Annotated in this window: 15 protein-coding genes and 3 pseudogenes; 14 read left to right on the top strand and 4 right to left on the bottom strand. The window is 71.2% G+C overall.

Going from position 1 to position 19,320, the window contains the following annotated elements; translation table 11 throughout:
* From BM414_RS27405 to BM414_RS27385, 5 genes and pseudogenes are all read left to right on the top strand, one after another.
* Nucleotides 1–315: pseudogene (locus BM414_RS27405) on the top strand (ferritin-like domain-containing protein); the annotation flags it as partial.
* A gap of 160 nt (nucleotides 316–475) precedes the next feature.
* Nucleotides 476–700 (top strand): hypothetical protein, encoded by a 225-nt coding sequence (locus BM414_RS29900; protein WP_175551874.1) that lies wholly within the window; start codon nucleotides 476–478, stop codon nucleotides 698–700.
* A 716-nt stretch (nucleotides 701–1,416) separates the two neighbouring features.
* Nucleotides 1,417–4,085, top strand: a pseudogene (gene mobF, locus BM414_RS27395) (MobF family relaxase); the annotation flags it as partial.
* A 249-nt stretch (nucleotides 4,086–4,334) separates the two neighbouring features.
* Complete coding sequence (locus BM414_RS27390) at nucleotides 4,335–4,553, top strand: helix-turn-helix transcriptional regulator (protein WP_093585052.1); 219 nt, start codon at nucleotides 4,335–4,337, stop codon at nucleotides 4,551–4,553.
* Nucleotides 4,554–4,719: 166 nt separating this feature from the next.
* On the top strand, nucleotides 4,720–5,583 hold the full coding sequence (locus tag BM414_RS27385; RefSeq protein ID WP_245785031.1) for a site-specific integrase: 864 nt from the start codon (nucleotides 4,720–4,722) through the stop codon (nucleotides 5,581–5,583).
* Between the two features lie 232 nt (nucleotides 5,584–5,815).
* On the opposite strand, the gene BM414_RS27380 is transcribed toward BM414_RS27385, so the two are convergent.
* Nucleotides 5,816–6,556, bottom strand: a complete 741-nt coding sequence (locus BM414_RS27380) for a GAF and ANTAR domain-containing protein (RefSeq protein WP_093585046.1) — start codon at nucleotides 6,554–6,556, stop codon at nucleotides 5,816–5,818.
* A gap of 364 nt (nucleotides 6,557–6,920) precedes the next feature.
* On the opposite strand from BM414_RS27380, the gene BM414_RS27375 reads away from it, so the two are divergent.
* Together BM414_RS27375 and BM414_RS29895 are read left to right on the top strand one after the other, a co-directional pair.
* The gene (locus tag BM414_RS27375; protein WP_093585043.1) at nucleotides 6,921–7,655 is read left to right on the top strand and encodes a GAF and ANTAR domain-containing protein; all 735 of its coding nucleotides are present in this window, start codon (nucleotides 6,921–6,923) and stop codon (nucleotides 7,653–7,655) included.
* 1,269 nt (nucleotides 7,656–8,924) lie between these two features.
* Nucleotides 8,925–9,350 carry a response regulator gene (locus tag BM414_RS29895; protein ID WP_175551873.1) on the top strand — a complete coding sequence of 142 codons (426 nt, stop codon included), beginning with the start codon at nucleotides 8,925–8,927 and terminating at the stop codon, nucleotides 9,348–9,350.
* 1,983 nt (nucleotides 9,351–11,333) lie between these two features.
* Here the strand turns inward: BM414_RS29895 and BM414_RS27365 are convergent.
* Together BM414_RS27365 and BM414_RS27360 are read right to left on the bottom strand one after the other, a co-directional pair.
* Nucleotides 11,334–12,617 (bottom strand): sensor histidine kinase, encoded by a 1,284-nt coding sequence (locus tag BM414_RS27365; RefSeq protein ID WP_175551872.1) that lies wholly within the window; start codon nucleotides 12,615–12,617, stop codon nucleotides 11,334–11,336.
* 81 nt (nucleotides 12,618–12,698) lie between these two features.
* The gene (locus BM414_RS27360) at nucleotides 12,699–13,370 is read right to left on the bottom strand and encodes a response regulator transcription factor (RefSeq protein ID WP_093585035.1); all 672 of its coding nucleotides are present in this window, start codon (nucleotides 13,368–13,370) and stop codon (nucleotides 12,699–12,701) included.
* A gap of 176 nt (nucleotides 13,371–13,546) precedes the next feature.
* Here BM414_RS27360 and BM414_RS27355 point away from each other — a divergent pair, with 176 nt between their 5' ends.
* From BM414_RS27355 to BM414_RS30445, 7 genes and pseudogenes are all read left to right on the top strand, one after another.
* A complete protein-coding gene (locus BM414_RS27355; protein WP_093585032.1) occupies nucleotides 13,547–14,482 on the top strand; it encodes an ABC transporter ATP-binding protein in 936 nt (311 codons plus the stop codon).
* Between the two features lie 77 nt (nucleotides 14,483–14,559).
* Entirely contained in the window at nucleotides 14,560–15,297 is a 738-nt protein-coding gene (locus BM414_RS27350; protein WP_139246101.1) for an ABC transporter permease, read from the top strand.
* A 97-nt stretch (nucleotides 15,298–15,394) separates the two neighbouring features.
* Entirely contained in the window at nucleotides 15,395–15,577 is a 183-nt protein-coding gene (locus BM414_RS28880; protein WP_139246099.1) for a hypothetical protein, read from the top strand.
* Complete coding sequence (locus BM414_RS27345; RefSeq protein ID WP_093585026.1) at nucleotides 15,578–16,108, top strand: hypothetical protein; 531 nt, start codon at nucleotides 15,578–15,580, stop codon at nucleotides 16,106–16,108. It abuts the gene before it with no gap.
* Between the two features lie 200 nt (nucleotides 16,109–16,308).
* Nucleotides 16,309–16,824: an allene oxide cyclase barrel-like domain-containing protein gene (locus tag BM414_RS27340; protein WP_093585024.1), complete on the top strand. Its 516-nt coding sequence runs from the start codon at nucleotides 16,309–16,311 to the stop codon at nucleotides 16,822–16,824.
* 334 nt (nucleotides 16,825–17,158) lie between these two features.
* A pseudogene (locus tag BM414_RS31980) lies at nucleotides 17,159–17,701 on the top strand (GNAT family N-acetyltransferase); the annotation flags it as partial.
* A gap of 923 nt (nucleotides 17,702–18,624) precedes the next feature.
* Nucleotides 18,625–19,008 (top strand): tyrosine-type recombinase/integrase, encoded by a 384-nt coding sequence (locus BM414_RS30445; protein ID WP_217644958.1) that lies wholly within the window; start codon nucleotides 18,625–18,627, stop codon nucleotides 19,006–19,008.
* On the opposite strand, the gene BM414_RS27325 is transcribed toward BM414_RS30445, so the two are convergent.
* On the bottom strand, nucleotides 19,000–19,320 hold a 321-nt coding region (locus BM414_RS27325), incomplete at its 5' end, for a transposase (protein WP_139246097.1). The genes BM414_RS30445 and BM414_RS27325 overlap by 9 nt on opposite strands.

Raw genomic sequence — 19,320 nt, 5'->3', positions numbered from 1 at the left:
ACCGCCGGCCGCAGCGCCTCGCTGCGTCGCGCCGAGCAGATCGCCCGCCGCGAGGGCAACAAGGACGCCGCCAAGGCTGCCCGGACCGCCCGCGAGGAGCTCGGTGATGTCTCCGCCGACGAGCTGCCGATCAAGAACTTCGACCAGCTCGCCGTCGGCGACGCCGTGAAGGCCATCAAGGACCTCAAGGAGTCGCACGACATCCGCGTGATCATTCGCTACGAGGAGACCCACAAGAGCCGGGTGAACGTGGTCAGCGCCGCGCAGACCCAGCTCGCCTCGCTCGCCAAGGAGGCCGTGGGCGTCGACGCCTGATCCCGCAGGACACTCGGAGGGTCCACGTCCCGCTCATCGGGGTGTGGGCCCTCCGTGCGTCCGCGTGCCCGTTCCGTAGGCCGTGCCCGGTTACGGCCTGTTGCAGGCGTCACCGGTGCACGAGTTTGGCCCGGCGTCTCGGGCGGGGAGGGCTTCGACCATGACCCCCGAGGCCCTGGCAGCGGAGGTCTCGTTCGCCACTGCCACTCGCTTGACTTGCTCAGTCGCCGCGACACCGGCAACACCGCCCTCAACACGGGTCAATGACGACGGCGAGAACGGCTGGGCATCGTTCCGCGACACCTCGCTGGACACCTATAAGGCGCTCAAGCTGCTCACCCTGAGCGAGAAGTGGTCTTCCGGAAGGCGCACGACAGCCAGCTGATCGGCATCCGCGCGGCCCTGCGCGGCGGCGCGAGCTGGGAGCAGATCGCCGAGGCCCTCGGTGTCCCCGCCGCCCCCGCGAGGAGATGCTTCAACGAGGCCATCGCCGAGCGACTGGACAGCCGCAGCCGCAGCAGCAGCCTGCGACCTGGCCGGCGCGCCCGTCCCTACCGTCCCGACCATCGGGCCCGGAGCACCGCCTCGACGCGGTCCCGGCCTGCAGCTTCGGTCGGCGCTTGGTATCGCAAGAGGAACCTCAACTGGGAAAATCGCCGAGCGGAACACGTGCCCTCGGTCGTCGTCCCGTAAGTCCCGCCCGGTTAGCCAGCCCGCATGGGTAGGACAATTGGGACTCCCTCGGGGCAGGCCGGGCTGCGCCGTCAGCCCACTCGCCAGGCACCCACGCCACGCGTCGCCGAGCTGGCTGCGTGACCGCGAAGCCTAGCCACGGAGCCTTACCGTCGTCATTCGACGACTGAGCTGGTTAGCAGCTCCTGTTGTAGTCGACAATCGCCATAGACGATCAACAAAATGGCATCTGCGACGACTCGCCGCGCATGACAGTCAACTTTTCCCGATAACCATCAAGCCTTTACGTCAGAACGGCACGCATGCTACCAATGGAGGTAGCTCGGGCCCCGCTCCGCGGGGCCCTTCGGCATCTCTAGGGGTGACATGTTGGCCATTACTGGGTGGCGTTGACAAATGCGCGGCGGAATGAAGATCTACACCGGGGCGCCGACCGCTGCCCGCTGCTACGTGGAGATGGGTCGCGGGCGGGCGGATGATTACTACCTCGCCGAGGGGACCGGGATCGCCCGCCGCTACGCAGCGAGCGGAGGGCAGGTCCGGCAGTTCGCTCCGCTGTCCGGCGACGCCTACGAGACATGGGTGGCCGGCTCCGATCCGGCCACCGGTGAGCCGCGGGGCCGGCTGCGCACCGACGACCGCGCGGTGCGGTTCGTCGAGGTAGTCGTCAACGGGCCGAAGTCGTGGTCGCTAGCGGCGGCGTTGCATCCGGACATCGCCGCCGCGTATGACGCGGCGCAGGACCGGGCGGTCGAGCAGATCCTCGCGTGGCTGTCCGAGCACGGGACCACCCGGGTCGGACCCCGCGGGGGCCAGGTGCAGGTGCCGGTGGAGGCACTGGAGGCCACAGCGGTGCGGCACCACACCTCCCGCGCCGGGGATCCGCACCGGCATGTGCACCTGCAGCTGCTCGCCCGGGTGTTCGCCGCCGGGAAGTGGCGGGGGCTGCATACCGTCGCCATTCGCGACTCGCTTGCGGCGATCAACGGGATCGGGCACGCCGCGATGGCCACCGACCCACATCCGCGGGCCGCCTGGGCCGCCCACGGATTCACTGCCGACGACACTGGAGAACTACTGCAGCTCGCCGCCTACGTGGGTCCGATGAGTGCGCGGGCGGCGCAGATCGCCGCCAACATCGGCCGCTACGAACGGGAATGGATGCAGGCGCATCCCGGCGAACTGGCTGGGCCGACGTTGCGGCGGGGGTGGGAGGCGCGGGCCTGGGTTGACGGTCGCCCCGACAAGGTCCACCCCCGCTGGGGCGAGGTACTGGAGGACCGCTGGCGGGCCGAGCTCGCCGGGCTGGGCTACCGCGATCCGGCCCACCCGGTGGCCCTGACGCCAATGCCGGGCGGGGCGCTGGACCGCACCGCCGCCGCCGACCGGGTCCTGACCCGGCTCGCGGCCGCCCGGTCGGCGTGGAACACCGCGGACATCCGCGGTGAGGTGGAGCAGTTGCTCGCCGCCGACGGCATCGTGGCCGAGGCGGCGGTGCGCCTTGAGCTGGCCGAGGACCTCACCGCCCGCACCCTCGGCCGGTGCGTGCCGCTGCTCGAGCGCGACGGGGTGCCCGAGCACATCCGGTCCTTGACCTCCCGCCCGGTGCTCGACGTCGAGGCCGACCTGACCGCCCGGTTCACCGCCCGCGCCGGGCAGCCGCTGCTGCCGGAATCCCAGCATGAGCGGCTGCCCGCGTGGCTAGTCGGCGGGCTGGATGACGGTCAGGCCGCCGCTGTCGCGCTGCTGACCGGCGACCGCCGGATGGTGATCTTGGAGGGCGCGGCCGGGGCCGGGAAAACCACCACGCTGGCCGCCACCCGCGCCGTCCTGCGGCTGCAGGACCGCGGGCTGGCGGTGGTCACCCCGACGCTGAAGGCGGCCAAGGTCGCCCGCACCGAGACCGGCGCGGCCGCCGGGTCGGCGGCGTGGCCGGCCCATCAGTACGGCTGGCGCTGGACCTCCGCCGGCGACTGAACCCGGCTCACCGAAGGGCAGCTCGACCCGCGCACCGGCCACCCCTACGCCGGCCCGAAGATTGCCTGGTTATGACCCGGCGACCTGCTGGTCATCGACGAGGCCGGGATGCTCGACCAAGACACCGCCCGGGCCCTGCTGGTCGTCGCCGACGAGTGCCAGGCGCGGCTGGCGCTGCTGGGCGACCGGCACCAGCTGGCCGCCGTCGGCCGGGGCGGCGTGCTGGACCTCGCCGCCGCGGCCGCCGACCGGGTCGACCCCGGTGCGTGCCTGAACCTGGAGTCCGTGCGCGTGTTCATCCGTACCAACGCCGACGGCGTCACGGTCCGGGACGACGAGTACGCTGCGCTGACCCTGGCGATGCGGCGCGGCAACGATTCGGGGGCGGTGTTCGACGCCCTCCTCGCCCGCAACCAGATCCGGCTGCATACCGATACCGAGGCGTTGCGGGACGCGCTCGCCGAGGTTGCGGCTAACAGTCCGAGCGCCGACGTCGCGCTGGTGGCCAACACCCTCGAGCAGGTCGACGCGCTCAACGCGGCGGTGAGGGCCCGGTTGGTCGCCGCCGGCCGGGTCGACAACACCAACGTCGTGACCATCCGGACCGGGCAGCGGATCGGTGCCGGCGACCGGATCGCCACCCGCCGTAACGACCGCGACCTGGACGTCGCCAACCGCGACACCTGGACCGTCACCGCGATCGACGGGCGAAGCGGACTGCACGTCACCCCCTATACCGCTGGCGGAGGTGACGTCCCGGCCGGTGAGTCACCCCAGCGGGCGCCCCGGACGTCCGGGTGCTGCCCACCGACTACGTCAGCGACCACGTCGAGCTGGCCTACGCCGCCACCGTGTACGGCGTCCAGGGGGCTACCGTCGGCGCCGCGCACCTGCTGCTCGGCGAGTCCAACGGCGCCGCCGCGGCCTACGTCGGCATGACCCGCGGCCGCGCCGCTAACACCGCCCACCTCATCGCCGCCGACGCCGACCAGGCCCGCGAGCAGTGGATCGCCGCTTTCGGCCGCGACCGGGCCGACCTCGGCCCCCGCCACGCCGCCGGACTCGCTGCCCGCGAAGCCGACCGCTACGCCCCCACCCGGCGGCCTATCCCAGCACCCGGCGTCCCCCGTCCCGAGTACGAACGCCGTGGGCCCTCCCTGGCCCCGCGGAGTGCCGCGCCAGGTATCGGGCGATGACGCGGCTCCTTCGGCCGGCGGTTCGGCTCCAGAGCCGCCTCGAGGGCTGCGACTGGAGGATTTCTGCACGAGCTGGCTGTCGGCTGTCACCACCAGCTCCGGATCGGCGCCTTCTCCCAGTACCGGAGCACCCCAACCAGACCGGAGTCAGTCATGACCGACCACGCCACCAACCGCGAGCTCGAACTGCTCACCATCACCGAAGCCGCCGAGCCCCTCCGCGCCCCCGTCGCCACCCTCCGGTACTGGCGCCATATCGGCACCGGACCTATCAGCTTCCGCCTCGGTCGCCGGGTCCTCTACCGCCGCAACGACCTCCACGCTTGGATCGACAGCCAGCACGACCAGGACCAGCCCGTCGCGCTTGACTAGAAGGGGCGGCATTTTCTCCAGTCACCCACTGGGCACTCGCGGGCGACCGGCGCGTAGGCCTGAGGAGACGGTTGACCGCTCCGCACCGGTTGCGTCCCACATCTCCGCCGCCGATAAGGAGAAGTCCAAAGCGCAACGGTGGCTCGACGAGGTCACGGCCAGCCAGGTGACCGGCACCTATGTCGACCCGAAGACCGCCCGGACGACGGTGGCCGACTGGTGCGGAACGTGGCTCGCCGGCTACGCAACCCGGCGCCCTCGAACAGTGCGGCAGGCACAGGTGCACGTCGCCCAGATCGTCACGGCCTTCGGGCCGATGCCGCTGTCGGCCGTGCGGCCCTCAGCCGTGCGCTCCTGGACGGTGAAGCTCAAGACCGACGGCCTGGCCGACAGTTACGTGTACGCGCTGCATTCGCGGCTGTCACAGATCTTGAGCGACGCCGTGCACGATGGGCTCCTCGCGCGCAATCCCTGCTCACGGCGCACGTCGCCCAAGGCCGGTGTCCAGCGGCCCTACGTCGCCACGACGGAGCAGGTGTGGGCGCTGCATGACGCGGTGCCCGTGCACCTGCGACCGGCGATTCTGCTGGGCGCGTTCGTCGGACTGCGTACGGCCGAAGCCGTCGGGCTGCGCGTCCGGGACATCGACTTCCTGCGCGGTGTCGTCCGGCCCGAACAGCAAGGCAACGGCGAGCCGCTGAAGACGGAGACGTCCCGGACGCTGTTGCCGATCCCGCAGGAGCTCGCGCTCAAACTGTCGGCAGCGGTCACGCGCTGGGGCGGTCCCTACGTCGTCACCGACGGCACCGGCCGTCAGACGTCCACGTGGGCGATCGAGCGGGCCATCCGTTCGGCGAGGCCGAAGGTCGCCGGGCTGCCGGAGGAGTTCCGATTCCACGACCTGCGGCACTATCTCGCGTCGCTGCTCATCGGCAGCGGGCTAGACGTCAAGGTCGTCCAGATTTCGGGGTCCGCCCTAACCAGCGCCAAAGGACTCCAGTGCGGCTCTGACCTGCGGTTTCAACGTTAGTTGTGGGTGGCGCTGATGTGACCCGGACGGTCGTCCTGCGGACTAGTTGCGGACTGGCGGCGGGCTGTGGCCCCAACGCACTGACTGGGCCCGACCGTGTGGGCGTCCATGAGTGCCTCTGCTGTCCCTGAAGGCGGCCTATGGGACACGTCCAGCGGGTCATGACGGACCCGGATCCCGGAAGCCGCTAAGGCATCCCCTGGCGTTGACCAGCGGCGGCCGCACGGCGGTCTCAGTTGTGGCGGGTGTTGCCGCCAGGGACGGCTCCGGTCTCGGTGACCTCGCGGGCGATGTCGACCAGTTTGCGGTTGAGCTCCTGGGAGACGCGGGCGAGGACCCCGAAGGCCTGGTCGGCGGTGAGCTTGTGCCGCTCCATCAGGATGCCCTTCGCCTGCCCGATGACATCCCGGTTGGTCATCCCGGCGCGCAGATGCTCCTCGTGCTCCGCGCCGGCCACGGCCACCGCGGCGTGGGCGGCGAACATGAGGCCGATTTCCTGGCACTCGTCGTCGAAGGCTCCCGGCGTGTGCGCGTACAGGTTCATTCCGCCCAGTTGGTCCCCCTGCACGAACAGCTGGAAGCACATCATGCTGCCCACGCCGAGCTCCGAGGCCTGCCGTGCGAACTGCGGCCAGCGGTCGTCGGCGCCCACGTCGTCGACCCGGACGACCTGCTGCTCCCAGACCGCGTCCATGCACGGGCCTTCCTTGATCCGCTCCTGCAGGGCGTCGACCTCCCGGGGCAGGTCGCTGGTCGACGCCCGGGGCTCGATCTTCGACCGGCCGATCACGTAGCTGATACTGCACTCCTCCGCGTTCGGCACGACCCTCACTGCCGTCGCGGTGATCGCCTGCAGAGTGCCCTCGACGTCGCCGTGCTCCTCCTGCAGATGCCGGGCCACACGGCTCATCGTGTCGCCCAGGTTCTGCGTGGAGTCGGCAGCTCCGTCGGCGTCGTCCGGGGTGGCCGTCATGGGCGGAACCTACTCGCGGCGGGGTCGCGGCGGGGGCCCCGGCGATCACGCGCTGAACGAGCCTCCGCCCGCCAACACAATGCGAAGGACGGACCCCGCGACCGCCGCGGCAGGGCGCGCTCCGCCGCTGCCGCGGTGTCCCTGGATTGGCCGTCCCCAACACCCGGATGGGGCGCCGTCGGGCCTCGCATGGAGGGCGGAGCCTGTAGTGTTCCGCTACGCCTCGTCGTCGGATCCGACCTCCCCGGGCCAGGCTCCGCCGGTTTCGCCACGAACCCGACTCAGCCGCCTTCGGCTGTCCGAGGGTGCGCAGCTCCCTCGTCGATAGCCTCTCGCCGTCGGCCCAGCAGACGGGTCAGGCACGATGACCACAGATCAGCATGCTGACCGACCGCTCCTCGACCCGCGTGACGCGATCACCGAACTCGCTCGGCTCTCCTTCGACAACACATCGATGGAGGCGATGCTGCAGCGGATCGCCGAACTCGCCAAACAGATTATCCCCGGCGTGGCGGAAGCCTCGGTCACCCTGATCGCCAACGACAAGGCAGACACCGCCGCCTACACCGGCCGGCTCGCCCGCGACCTGGACGAGACGCAGTACGGCCGCGGCTACGGCCCCTGCCTTGAAGCCGCCGTCGGCGAGGAGATCCGGGAGATCACAGACGCCCGCACCGAGGCACGCTGGCCCGGGTACGCCCGGATTGCCGTCGAACGCGGCTCGCTGAGCTCGCTCTCCGCTCCCGTGCCGATACGCGAGGGCCTCCATGGCGGGCTCAACCTGTACGCGGTCGAGGCAGGCGCCTTCGATGACGCCCGAGAGGTCGCCACCACCTTCGCCTCCTACGCCGCCGTGGCGGTGCACAACATGCACCTCTACGAGAGCACCCGCGAGCTCGCCCAGAACCTGGACATCGCGATGCGCACCCGGGCCGTCATCGAACAGGCCAAGGGCATCCTGATGAGCCAACGACGCTGCGACGCCACAGAGGCCTTCACCCTGCTCGCGGCCGCCTCCCAGCGGTCCAACCGCAAGCTGAGGGACATCGCCCAAGCGATCGTCGACGGCGTCACCGGTCAGGACAGTCGGCAGAACTGAGCGAGACGCCCGAGTCGATCCGCACGCCCGAGGCGAGGGACGGCGGCCAGGACACTTGCCCGCAACCCATCTCCGGGTGGTTCCTGGCGGCGGCTGTCCCATAGTGGGCCGCTTAGGGACACGACCGCCTGGCCGGCTGGTGGGGGACTAAGCGTTCTCGTTGGTGTGTCCTGCTCGTCATCACTGCCCTCGCGTGACTCGCCGGCGGTCCGCTACCCGAGGAAGGGCCTCCGGCGCTCGAGGGCCGTCACGACCTCAGTCAGCGCTGCCGCCACAGAAGAGACATCCCGGTCATAGATCCGCCCGTCGTCGACCTGCGCGGCCAGCTCGCCTAGCAGCCGCACCCAGTCCCGACGGGTGGGCGTGGCCGGCACACGGACCTCGACCCGGTGCTCGACGACCTCGACCGCGCAGCGGCCGGACGCGGCCGCGCGGCCCTGTTCCCAGGCCCGGCGCCGGCAGCCGACCGAGCACCACTTCGGAATGGGCCCTCGGGACCGTGGCGTGATCGCACCGCCGCACCAGGCGCACGACGTCGCCGCCGCATGTCGCGCCTCACCAGCCGAGGACGCGTGCGGCGAAGCATCGGACTCAGCGGACGTCTCGCTGCTCCTTCGTGAGGCGCGCTCCCGACGCTGTCGCTCGGCCTCCTGCCGGTGTGCCTTATCGCCGGCGCTTCTTCCAGCTGCCATGGCTTCAGCGTCCGGGACAACCTCCTGGAAACCGTCCGACGAATTGGCAGCCGGCTAGTGCAAGAGGTGTGTGCCTCCTGATCCCGGTCTTCTCCAGTGCACTCAGTGTCGATCAGGGCGAGGGTTGGTCCTGACCGCCTTGGCTGCCTCACCTACGACGCCCAGTGGTGGCTGGTCACCGCCGGCGCGGGACTGGGCAGTACCGTCTGATTCACCGGCCTTGGCTGCGGCGTCCTGGCCGCTCCGGCCGGTGGTCGCTCGCCCGGCCGTCTGGTGCATGGTCGACGGCGTCATGTCGTTCGGCCGTCTACGTCGTGCTGGCAGTGACCCGAGCGAGGCCGAGTTCGGCCAAGGGCTGCGGCCTAACTCACTACGCACACGGTATATGAGACGTTCGGGGATGACCGTTGGCGGCCGCACCGGCCACCGATGTGTCTGTAGGGCCGTCGCCTCCTGCGGCCCGAACGGACCGGGTGGTCGTACGACAGAGGTGGGGCTGGCATCCCCGGCGCATGTGGGCGGCACGAGGGCGTGCCCGGCCGACGTGGAGGAGACTGGCCGGCGAGGTGATGGTTTGGTGGCCCAGGTACGGGTGCTCATCGTCGACGACCAGGAGCCCTTCCGGCAAGCCGCGGCCGCCGTCGTGGATCTGACTGACCCGTTCGTCGTCGTGGGCACGGCTGAGTCGGGGGAGAGCTGTCTCACGGCGGTACGGGCGCTGCACCCGGACTTGGTGCTCATGGACGTGGGGCTGCCCGGGATCGACGGCATGGAGGCGACGCGCCGCCTCTCGACGCTGTCCCGCCCTCCGCTCGTGGTTCTGGTGTCCACCCACGACGAGGACGAGTTCGGCGACGGGGCCCGCTCATGCGGAGCCGTGGCCTACATCAAGAAGTCGGTCTTCGGGCCGGATCCGCTCACCGCTGCCTGGGCGCTCGGGTCGAGCGGCAGCACGGCTCGGAACTCCACGAACCCCTCGGAGCCGTTTTCCTCCTCAAGTTGACCGCCAACGGCCTGCACCCGGTCGAGGACCAGTTGCCGGTCGGGCGTGCGGTCGGGTCCCCTGCCGCGGACCGACAGCCTGAGACGGCCGTCCGCGGAGGTGATGCCCACCCGTGACCCGGGCCCGACGACGGTGAGCGCCTGGACGACGAACAGGTACGCAGCGGCCTCCACCGACGGGTCGATGCCCTCGGGGAGATCGTTCCCGATGGACAGGGTCGCCTCGGATGAGGTGCGGGAGACATGTGCCCGGACGGCGGCGGCCAGGCCGCGTCGGGCGAGCAACGGTGGCAGCACTCCGGCGGTGATGCCGCGCAGCGCCTCGATCGCCCGGGTCACGGACTCCTGCAGCTGGTGGAGCCTCGGCGGTGCGCCGGTCGGGTCCCGGGCCAGGCGGCGCTCCACGTCGGTCAGGGCGGTGGGCAGCGGATCGAGGTGGACGGCGACCTCGGCGCGGATCGCCGCGGCCACCCGTTGGCGCTCGGTGTCAGCGGCGGTCAGCAGCCGTCGGCGCGATGCCTCCAGCTCGGCCCGGTGGGAGGTCACCTCCTCGGCACGCCGGTGCAGAGCGGCGGTGAGGCGCATGTTGCGGAAGACGAGCGTGAGCTGGGTGGCGAGTTCATCGAGCAGCCGGCGCTGTCCGCGGGTGAGCGCGTGCCCGGGCCGCAGCCCCAGTTCGATCCGGCCGATGACCTCCCCGTGGTCGATGACCGGGACGGCCGTATCGGCCGGGCGTCCGCCGTCCGCAGGCCAGCTGGCGCTGACGTCAGCACCCGCCGCGAGTGAGACGCTCGCGCGGGCGGTGGAGGCTCCGACGGCCAGGGCACCGCACCGCGCCGCGAGCTCCAGCAGCTCGCGGTCGGACAAGCCGCCGGCCGCCAACTGGCGGCTGAGCGCGGCGAGGTTGTCGTACGGCGCGGCGCGGTGCCCGTAGACCACCCGGTCGGCGAAGCGGTCCACCTGCCGGCGCAGCGGCTGGAAGGCGAGCGCGACGAGGACGTAGGCCGCCAGCGAGGGCCACAACCCCGCCGTCGAGCCGGCGAGCAGGGAACCGAGGGCGACCACCGCGCTCACGTAACCGGCGGTGACGAACAGGCCCAGCGCAGCCAGCCGCAGCGTCCGGCCGATGATTACGTCGATGTCGTAGAGCCGGTAGCGCAGCACGGCGAATCCGGTGGCCACCTGGAAGGCGAAGTAGCTCAGGTAGAGCAGCTGCTGCAGATACCACCGCTGCGGAGCGTCGGCGCCTCGAATGACGCCGTCCAACACGACGACGGCGACGGCCACGGCCACGGCCACGGCGGCAGCTCCCATCCAGCGCAGCTGCTGGCGCAGCTCGCCGCGTGCACCGCGGAGCCGCCGGACGAGCGCCACCGCACTGCCCACCAGGCCCACCGTCACCGTGATCTGGCCGCTTCCGGCGAGCGCGATCGCCACGGCCGGGGCCTCCACGGCGTCGGTCGCACCGAAACCGCTCGGAGGCACGAGGAGCAGGCCGGAGGTCGCCACACAGAACCCGCCGACGAGCAGGACTGCCATCGGCCACCAACGGGGCGACGGCAGGTGCCCGTCCGGGACCAGCAGCAGGACCAGCCCGAGCAGGGTCAACGCATAGGAGGCCCCGAACATCGAGCCGATCCACCCAGCCACGTGTCCGACCGGCGCGGGCACCGGGAGCTCTCCGACCAGGACCGCGAGGGCGAGGGCCTGGGCGGCGAGCCCGAGGGCGGCGCCTGCTTGACCCGCGCAGATCAGCCAGCCGACTCGATGACGAGGATGCCGGTCGACGATCGCGGCGCCGATCACGGACCCGATCGCGACGGCGATCGTCACGGTGGGGAAGGGCTCGTCGAGGCTCTCCACCGCCATCAGCGGGAGCCCGCCGGCCGCCAGCAGCGCGAGCTGGCCTGCGGAGACGGCCACGGTCATCGCGCACAGCGACCAGGCCCACCGGCGGGCCCTGGCGCCCTCCCGGGTGTTCTGCTCAGCCATCCGATCCGCCCGGCGTCGCCCGGATCGGTATCCGGCCCCGGACACGGGTGCCGGCGTCGGGTCGGCTGTCCACCGTCACCGTGCCGCCGAGTGACTCGACCCGGTCCCGCATGTTGGCCAGGCCCGCACCACCGTGAAGGGCGCCGGTGGGGTCGAAGCCGATGCCGTCGTCGTGCACCTCGAAGCACAGAGCCGAGTCGGTCGTCACCAGCCGCACCTGCACCGACCTCGGCTGGGCGTGCTTGACCGCGTTCTGCACGGCCTCGAGGCAGCAGAAGTACGCGGCCGACTCCACCTCCGCGGGGAACCGCCGGTCGGTCCGGTCCACCACTCGCACCGGCAGGGGGCTGGTTGCCCACGCCGCTCGCATCGCTTCGGCCAGTCCCGCTTCGGCCAGCAACCGCGGGTAGACGCCGCGCGAGAGCTGCTCCAGCGTGGCCACCGCCGCCTCGGTAGCCGGCCGCAGATCCGCGACCAACGCAGCGGCGCGGACGGGGTCGCGACCGGCCAGGGTGGCCGCGAGGCTGAGGTTCACGGTGAGCGCCACGAGATGCTGCTGCGCTCCGTCGTGGATGTCGCGCTCCAGATGGCGGCGAGCCGCATCGGAGGTCGCCACGATCCGTTGCCGGGAGGCCTGCAGCTCGATCGACCGTTCGACGGTCTGCTCGATGTGGCGCTGCAGACCGGTCGTCAGCACGAGGTTGCGCAACGCAAGGCCGGCCGAGGCCAGCAGATCGTCGAGGAGGCGCTGCTCCACCGGGGTCAGGCGGGCGGACGCCGCGCCCGTGTCCCGGACGATGTGGCCGATCGCCTCGCCTGCATGTCGTACCTCGTGGCGCTGCACCCCCGGTCCGGAAGGGATCGGATCCGCATTCGAGGGCCAGCGCGCGGCGAGGTCCTCATCGGCGGAGTCCTCACGGCGCAGCCACACCTCCACCCGGCGGGAGCCGGTCGCCTCCGCGACCAGTCGCGCCATCCGGGGCGCCAGCTCTGCCGTTGCCGCCACGCCGACGACCTGGGAGCTGAACTCGGCAAGCACGTCGTACGGCGAGGTCAGCCATCGGCGGGACAGGATCCGGAGAACCGGTTCGAAGGTCACGGCGACGACCGCGGTCGCCGACACGGCCAGCGGCAGGCTCGGGGGCCGGCTCCCGAGCAGCGTCCCGCCGCCGAGGACCAGCACCCAGTAGACGGCCAGGACGTATCCGGTCAGGCATGCGCCGACGAGGAGTCGTGCGCCGACCGTGGTCCGGGGGCGCCAGTCGCCGGTGGCCACGCAAGGAGTGTGGAGGAGGGTGCCCGGCCGGAACAGGGACCTCGATCGCATCCGGCGGGGGTGCCAGCACCCCTCCGCGGTTCAGTCGGGTGGGGGCGCTTCGAGGAACCGGAGCACGGCGAGCACTCGGCGGTTGACGTCCGGCTCCTCGGTCACCCCGAGCTTCGCGAACAGCGCATTGGTGTGCTTCTCCACGGCGCGCTCGCTGACGTAGAGCGCACGAGCGATCGCCGCGTTGCTCTTGCCGGTGGCCATCTCGCGCAGCACGGCGAGCTCGCGCTCCGAGAGCGCGGCCAGGGGAGAGCGGTCCTGGTCCCTGCGGCGGATGACCAGGGCCTCCACGACGTGCGGATCCAGCGCGGACCCGCCGCGGCGCACCGCGTGCAGTGCGGCCACCAGCTCGTCGAGGCGCGCGATCCGCTCCTTGAGCAGATAGCCCAGTCCGGCGACGCCGCCGGACAGCAGGTCCATGACGTCGGCCGGCTCGGCGTACTGGGACAGCACGACGACCCCGGTGCCGGGGTGGTCCCGGCGGATCTGCTTCGCCGCGCGCAGACCCTCGTCGGTGTACGTGGGCGGCATGCGGATGTCGGTGAGCACCACGTCCGGGGCAGTCGCCCGGACCGTCTGCACGAGTGACGGTCCGTCCTCCGCCAACGCGATGACGTCGACGTCCGCGGCCTCCGCGAGGAGAGCTGCTGTCCCCTGGCGGACCAGGAAGTTGTCGTCGGCGAGGACCACCCGCAGGACCATTGCGGAACCGTATAGGCGCGGGGGCTCCCCGCACCCCTTCCGGGGAGCCAGCATCCCGGGAACGGGAGCCGCCCTCCCTCCGACTGTGGTGCTCGCAGGCTCCTGTCGTCCCTCCGGTCTTCCTAGCGTCCTCCTCGCGCTCGGCGTCCGCTGACCACGACGACGGAGGAGCAACGATGATCGAGATCCGAAACCTGACCAAGGTCTACGGAGGTACCCACGCGGTCGACGACCTGACCGTGACCGTGCGGCCCGGGAGGGTGACCGGGTTCCTCGGCCCCAACGGAGCCGGAAAGTCCACGACGATGCGCACCATCGTCGGGCTGGACCGTCCCACCAGCGGCGAGGTCCTCGTCACCGGACGGCGCTATGCCGACCACCCCGCCCCGATGCGTGAGGTCGGCGCCTTGCTGGACGCGAAGGCCGCGCATCCCGGGCGAACCGCTGTCACGCACCTGCGCGCTCTGGCCGTCACCAACGGCATCCCGCGGAGCCGCGTGGACGAGGTCGTCGCCATGGTCGGTCTCCAGGAGGCCGCTGATCGGCGCGTCGGCGGCTTCTCCCTGGGCATGGCGCAGCGCCTGGGCATCGCCGCCGCCCTCCTGGGCGACCCGGAGGTGGTCCTGCTGGACGAGCCGGTCAACGGGCTGGACCCCGACGGCATCCGCTGGATACGGGGCTTCCTGCGCGGCCTCGCCGGAGAGGGGCGCACGGTGTTCGTCTCCTCGCACCTGATGAGCGAGATGGCGCTCACCGCTGACCACCTCGTGATCGTGGGTCGCGGCCGGCTGCTGGCCGACGTGTCCATGGAGGAGATGACCGCCTCCGCCTCCGGACAGGTCCGGGTCCGTAGCCCGCAGGCCCAAGAACTCGCCCGCCTCCTCGCGGGAGCGGGCGCGGCTGTCACGCGGTCGGAACCCGACGTCCTGTCGATCACCGGGCGCACCAGCACCGACATCGCCGAGACCGCGCTCGCGGCCCGAATCCTGCTCACCGAACTCACCCCGGTCCACGCCTCGCTGGAGGACGCATATCTGGCGCTGACCGCGCCCGACGTCCAGTACCGGGCCATCGACCACGACCACACCGCCCCCGGGAGGGCCGCCGCATGACCACCACCACCGACCGTCCTGGGACCGGAGCTGCCGTCGGCCGAGCCTCCAGCACGCGTGTCACCCAACGCCGCGTCTTGGCCGCCGAGGGCATCAAACTGCGAGCCCAGCGCTCGATCCTCTGGCTCCTGGTCATCAGCGTGCTGAGCATCGTCGCGGCGGCCCTGTCCTCCGCCCTCACGTCCACCCTCGCCGACGCGCCCCCGGAGGGGGCGGGTGGCGCCTCGGACCCGCTCGGGGCCGCGCTCACCGGCGTGAGCTTCACCCAGGTGCTGATCGTTGCGCTCGGGGTCCTCGTCGTCACCAGCGAGTACAGCACCGGCCTGTTCCGGGCGACCTTCACCGCCGTGCCGAAGCGACTGCCCGTGCTGTGGGCCAAGGCCATCGTGGCGGCGGTCGCGGTCTTCGTCGCGACACTGGCGGCTGCGCTCATCTCCTTCGTCACCGCACGAGCCGTCATGTCGTCCGCGGACGGAACCACCTCGCTCGGTGACCCGGGAGTGCTCCGAGCGCTCGTGGGCTCCGCGCTCTACCTCTCCGTCACCACGATCCTGGCGGTGGCCTTCGGGTCGCTGCTGCGCAGCGCGATCGGCGCCATGGCGGCCCTGTTCGGTCTGCTGTTCGTGGTGCCCCTCCTCGGGCAGCTCCTGCCGGAGACCGGCCCGTACCTCCCGAACAACGCCGGTGCCGCGATAATGCGGATCGGTTCCCCTGAGGGGTCCTTGTCGCCCTGGGTCGGTCTGGGGGTCTTCGGCCTCTATGCCGTCGTCGCTCTGATCGCCGCCGCCGTCGCGCTGACCCGCCGCGACGCCTGACGGCCTCTCCCGCGGCCTGCCCGGCAGCCCTCCACCTTGTCGTCCTCACCGGTCGCCCGCCGAGGCGGCCGGCTCGACTCCCAACCTGGAGAACGTCATGACCACCACGTACGACCCGCCACCCCCTACACCCCTTCCTCCTCGACGGCGCCGCACGACGCTCACCGTCGTGGGGACGGCCATGGCGGTGTTGGGTGGCCTCGCGGCCGCGGCCGCCGCCGCCGCCGCCGTGATCGTCACCTTCGGCTCGAGCGGCACCCTCGACTCGGGCTCCCACTAGGTGTTCACCTCCACGGCCGCGCTGGTCAGCGACGCCGCCGCGATGGAGGACGTCAACGGCATCGCCGCCATCACGGGATCGCCGTCCCTCCGTCTGTCGGCCACCAGCACCGGCCCGTCCGGCGTCTTCATCGGTGTGGGGCCGGCCGACGCGGTCGCCGGCTACCTGTCCGGAGTCGCCATCGACCGGGTCACCGACTTCTCGGTGGATCCCTTCCGCATCGACGTGACAGGCGAACCGGGCGCGGCGACGGCGTCGCCGCCGGGCGAACAGGACTTCTGGGTGGTCTCGGACACCTCGGAGTCCATCGCCGGCCTCGCTTGGCCTGTTCAGGACGGGGAGTACCGGCTCGTCGTGATGAACGCCGACGGGAGCCCCGGGCTGACCAGCGTGGTGCAGGTGCAACTGGAACTGCCGAACGCCTTCCCCATCTCGCTGGCGGTGCTGGTCGGCAGCGGGATCGTCGCTACAGCGGGGATCGCTCTCGTCGTCGTGGCCGTCTCCGCCAGCCGGCGGGCCGCGGACCGGTAGTCCGCCCGCTGGGTGCGCCCCCCTCCCGCGTGTTCGCCGGTAGAGGGGCTCCGAGGCAACCGATCGACGTCCGAAGACCACCCACCTCCTGACGAAGGATCACCGCGATGACGCGCCACACGCCGCAGCAGCCGCCTGTGCCACAGCAACCGCCCACCCCGACCGCCGCACCGCCGCTGCGCAGCACGGGAGGAGGTGTCATGCGCAGGACTGTCCTCATCGCTGCCGTCTCAGCTCTCGCCTTCGGTCTCGCGACAGTGCTCACGGTCTCCGCTGTCTCAAGGGCAGACGATGATCGCCGGGACGCGTCGGAGACACTGGTCTTCGACGTCCGGTTCAGCCCACAGACACTCGTCGCCACGAACAACCTGCGGGAGCCGGACAGCCCTCTTGCGCTCGGCGACGTGAACCTCTTCCACGACCAGCTGTTCAGGGATGGCGAGCAGGTCGGCGACGAGGCCGGATCCTGCGTCATAGTTGCGCTGGCCCCGCAGGTCCTGGCCAACTGCAGCATCGTGGTCCGGCTTCCCGACGGCCACATCACGGGTCAGTTCGTGACCAGTCCCGGACCCGACCCGAAGCCCATCGCCCTGACCGGCGGGACGGGCGCCTATCGCGACATCGGCGGCGAGGGGACCCTGGTTGAGTTCGGTGATGAGACGGGCACCCTGACGCTGGAGGTCCTGTTCCTCGACACGCGAAGCGGGCGGAACTGACGTCCTCGATGGGTCTTCCATAAGGGGACGCCAGAGAACCGAGACGACCCGATCGAGCCTGGGACGGCGCGTGGGTGCATCGCCGCGCGCCGCCGCTAGATATTGGCCTTCCTGTCCTACGACGTGACCGGTGACGGCCCATGGGAATCGGCTTCCGTCGATACATCCCCGTGCCTGCAACCCCGACGGGGATCGGCCTGCCGCGACGCAGTTTCGACGCACAGACGGGAGTAATCCGTAGTCATTGGTGGACGGCTTTCAACAGCAAGACCGGCCGTGACCTGCAGGTCCATCAGCGGTCAATCCCCGCGAAAGCCTCGCCGGCCATGTCGCCGGCTTCTGCCGTGTCTCACTCAAGCCTGTCGGCAGACTCCAGACGGGCGAGGTCGACCAGGCCTTCGTCTCTCCTGACTACGGCTGCCGAGGCGTTGCGAGGGCTCTGCTTTCGCAGGTGGCTGCCGATGCACGAGACGCCGGCCTGGTCCGTTTCCTCACCTACGCCTCATGGCGCGCTGTCCCCGTGTTCGGAACGCATGGGCTACCAGCGCATCCGCGTCGAGACGGCCGACCTCGATGGCGTCAGGCTCTCCAGGGTCCTGAGGGGCACCCGCCTCGAGTGACGGCCACGCCGCACGTGAACTCACCGGCAGGCAACTCGGTCGGCACCTGGTCCGCGATGCAGCCGTTGCAGCCCGCTCCGCCTCGACGACCCATCTCCCTCGTCGCAGGTCATCACGAGACCCCGGCGTCCCAGGGCCGAATGCAGCGAGAAGGTGGCCGGATCTCCGCGATGTCAGGCAGGTCCTCACCGCAGCACGTGCGCCTGGCGGCTCCGGACGGCCGATGGACAGCTTCTGTAAGCCGGGTCGTCGGGTGAGTCGCTGCGCTCTTCTGTGGTGGCGGTCCACCGGGGGCGTACAGGAGAAGTACTGAAGATGCTGGCTGCAGCCTTGTAGTCCCTTGGCCGGGGGATGCGGTCAAGCAACCGGCGGCGACAAGCGCTGCTCAGCCCGTCAACGAGCTCGTGCCGTTCCACAGAAGGTCGGCATGCGCCTCGACGTCGTGCTGGCCGTGCCTTGCTCAACTCCCGAGCGCCCGTCGTGGGGGAGGTGCGCGCCATGGCCAGCGTCGATCGGCGGCTGAACGGGACCTGGCAGGCTCGATACCGGCCCGCGGCCGGAGCCACGCAGATCACCCGGACCTTTCGCCGCAAGGCAGACGCCACCCGTTGGCTGGCCGAGCAGACCGCGGCGTTGGCTGAGGGACGGCACATCCACCCGGCCACGGCCAAGCTGACCGTGGGGGAGTGGTGCGACCAGTGGATGGCCGGTTACGGCACCCGCCGACCCTCCACCGTGCGGCAGGCCGCTGTGCATCTCGCACACATCAGGGCCGCCTTCGGGGGCCGGACGCTCGCATCGGTCCGCCCGTCCGATGTCCGCCGCTGGACCGCGAGCCTCAAGGCCGCCGGCGCTGCCGACTCCTACGTCTACGCACTGCACCGCCGCTTGTCGCAGCTGATGGCGGATGCGGTGCACGACGGCCTGCTCGTCCGGTCGCCGTGCTCGCGGCGGACCTCGCCGCCGGCGGGGCGCGCGAGGCCTTACGTGGCGACGACCGAGCAGGTCTTCGCCCTGCACGACTCCGTCGCCGACCACTTGCGCCCGGCGGTGCTCCTCGGAGCCTTCGCCGGCTTGCGGACCGCCGAGGTGGTCGGCCTGAACGTCGTCGACGTGGACCTCGAGGCAGGCGTCGTCACCCCAGGCCAGCAGGCCGGCGGGGACGCCGCTCAAGTCGGCGATGTCCGGGGAATCCATCCCGATCCCGGTCGAACTCGTCGACCAGCTGGCTGCAGTGATGCGCCGGTTCCCCGGACACACGGTGGTCACCGACGGAATGCAAGGTCCGTCGTCGACCTGGGCGATCGAGCGGGCCGTTCGCTCGGCCCGACGGAAGGGGGTCGGTCTACCGGAGGACTTCCGGTTCCACGACCTGCGGCACTTCTACGCCTCGCTGCTGATCGCCTCGGGGCTGGACGTGAAGACGGTGCAGCACCGGCTTCGACACGGCTCGGCGACCACCACGCTGAACACCTACGGACACCTGTGGCCCGACCGGGACGAGGCCACCCGGACCGTCGTCGGGGCGGTGCTCCGCTCCAGCTTAAAACTGGTTTCAGATTGAGGGCAAGCGGCGGTAGCAGATCAGCGCACAAGCCAACTGGAGCAGGCCGAGGTGGATGTCGCCGCGGCGCTCGTAGCGAGTGCGCAACCGCTTGAAGGCGTGCAGCCAGGCGAAGCTGCGCTCGACCACCCAGCGGTGCTTACCCAGGCCCGAGCCGTGCGCGATACCGCGGCGGGCGATCCGCGGGGTGATGCCGCGGGCGCGCAGCTGGCGGCGGTAGATGTCGTGGTCGTAGCCGCGGTCGGCGAACAGCTCCCGCGGTCGCCGGCGGGGTCGGCCGCGTCGGCCGCGGATCGGCGGCACGGCGTCGAC

Origin of the sequence: Geodermatophilus amargosae (assembly GCF_900116515.1) — a bacterium.
GTDB classification, from domain to species: Bacteria; Actinomycetota; Actinomycetes; order Mycobacteriales; family Geodermatophilaceae; genus Geodermatophilus; species Geodermatophilus amargosae.
This window is presented reverse-complemented; position numbering and strand designations above follow the sequence as displayed.

Bases quoted from the DNA above. Each gene is read 5' to 3' on its own strand.
- BM414_RS29900 (WP_175551874.1), top strand. From the start codon at position 476: ATGACCCCCGAGGCCCTGGCAGCGGAGGTCTCGTTCGCCACTGCCACT.
- BM414_RS27390 (WP_093585052.1), top strand. From the start codon at position 4,335: ATGACCGACCACGCCACCAACCGCGAGCTCGAACTGCTCACCATCACC.
- BM414_RS27380 (WP_093585046.1), bottom strand. From the start codon at position 6,556: ATGACGGCCACCCCGGACGACGCCGACGGAGCTGCCGACTCCACGCAG.
- BM414_RS27375 (WP_093585043.1), top strand. From the start codon at position 6,921: ATGACCACAGATCAGCATGCTGACCGACCGCTCCTCGACCCGCGTGAC.
- BM414_RS27360 (WP_093585035.1), bottom strand. From the start codon at position 13,370: ATGGTCCTGCGGGTGGTCCTCGCCGACGACAACTTCCTGGTCCGCCAG.
- BM414_RS27355 (WP_093585032.1), top strand. From the start codon at position 13,547: ATGATCGAGATCCGAAACCTGACCAAGGTCTACGGAGGTACCCACGCG.
- BM414_RS28880 (WP_139246099.1), top strand. From the start codon at position 15,395: ATGACCACCACGTACGACCCGCCACCCCCTACACCCCTTCCTCCTCGA.
- BM414_RS27340 (WP_093585024.1), top strand. From the start codon at position 16,309: ATGCGCAGGACTGTCCTCATCGCTGCCGTCTCAGCTCTCGCCTTCGGT.
- BM414_RS30445 (WP_217644958.1), top strand. From the start codon at position 18,625: ATGTCCGGGGAATCCATCCCGATCCCGGTCGAACTCGTCGACCAGCTG.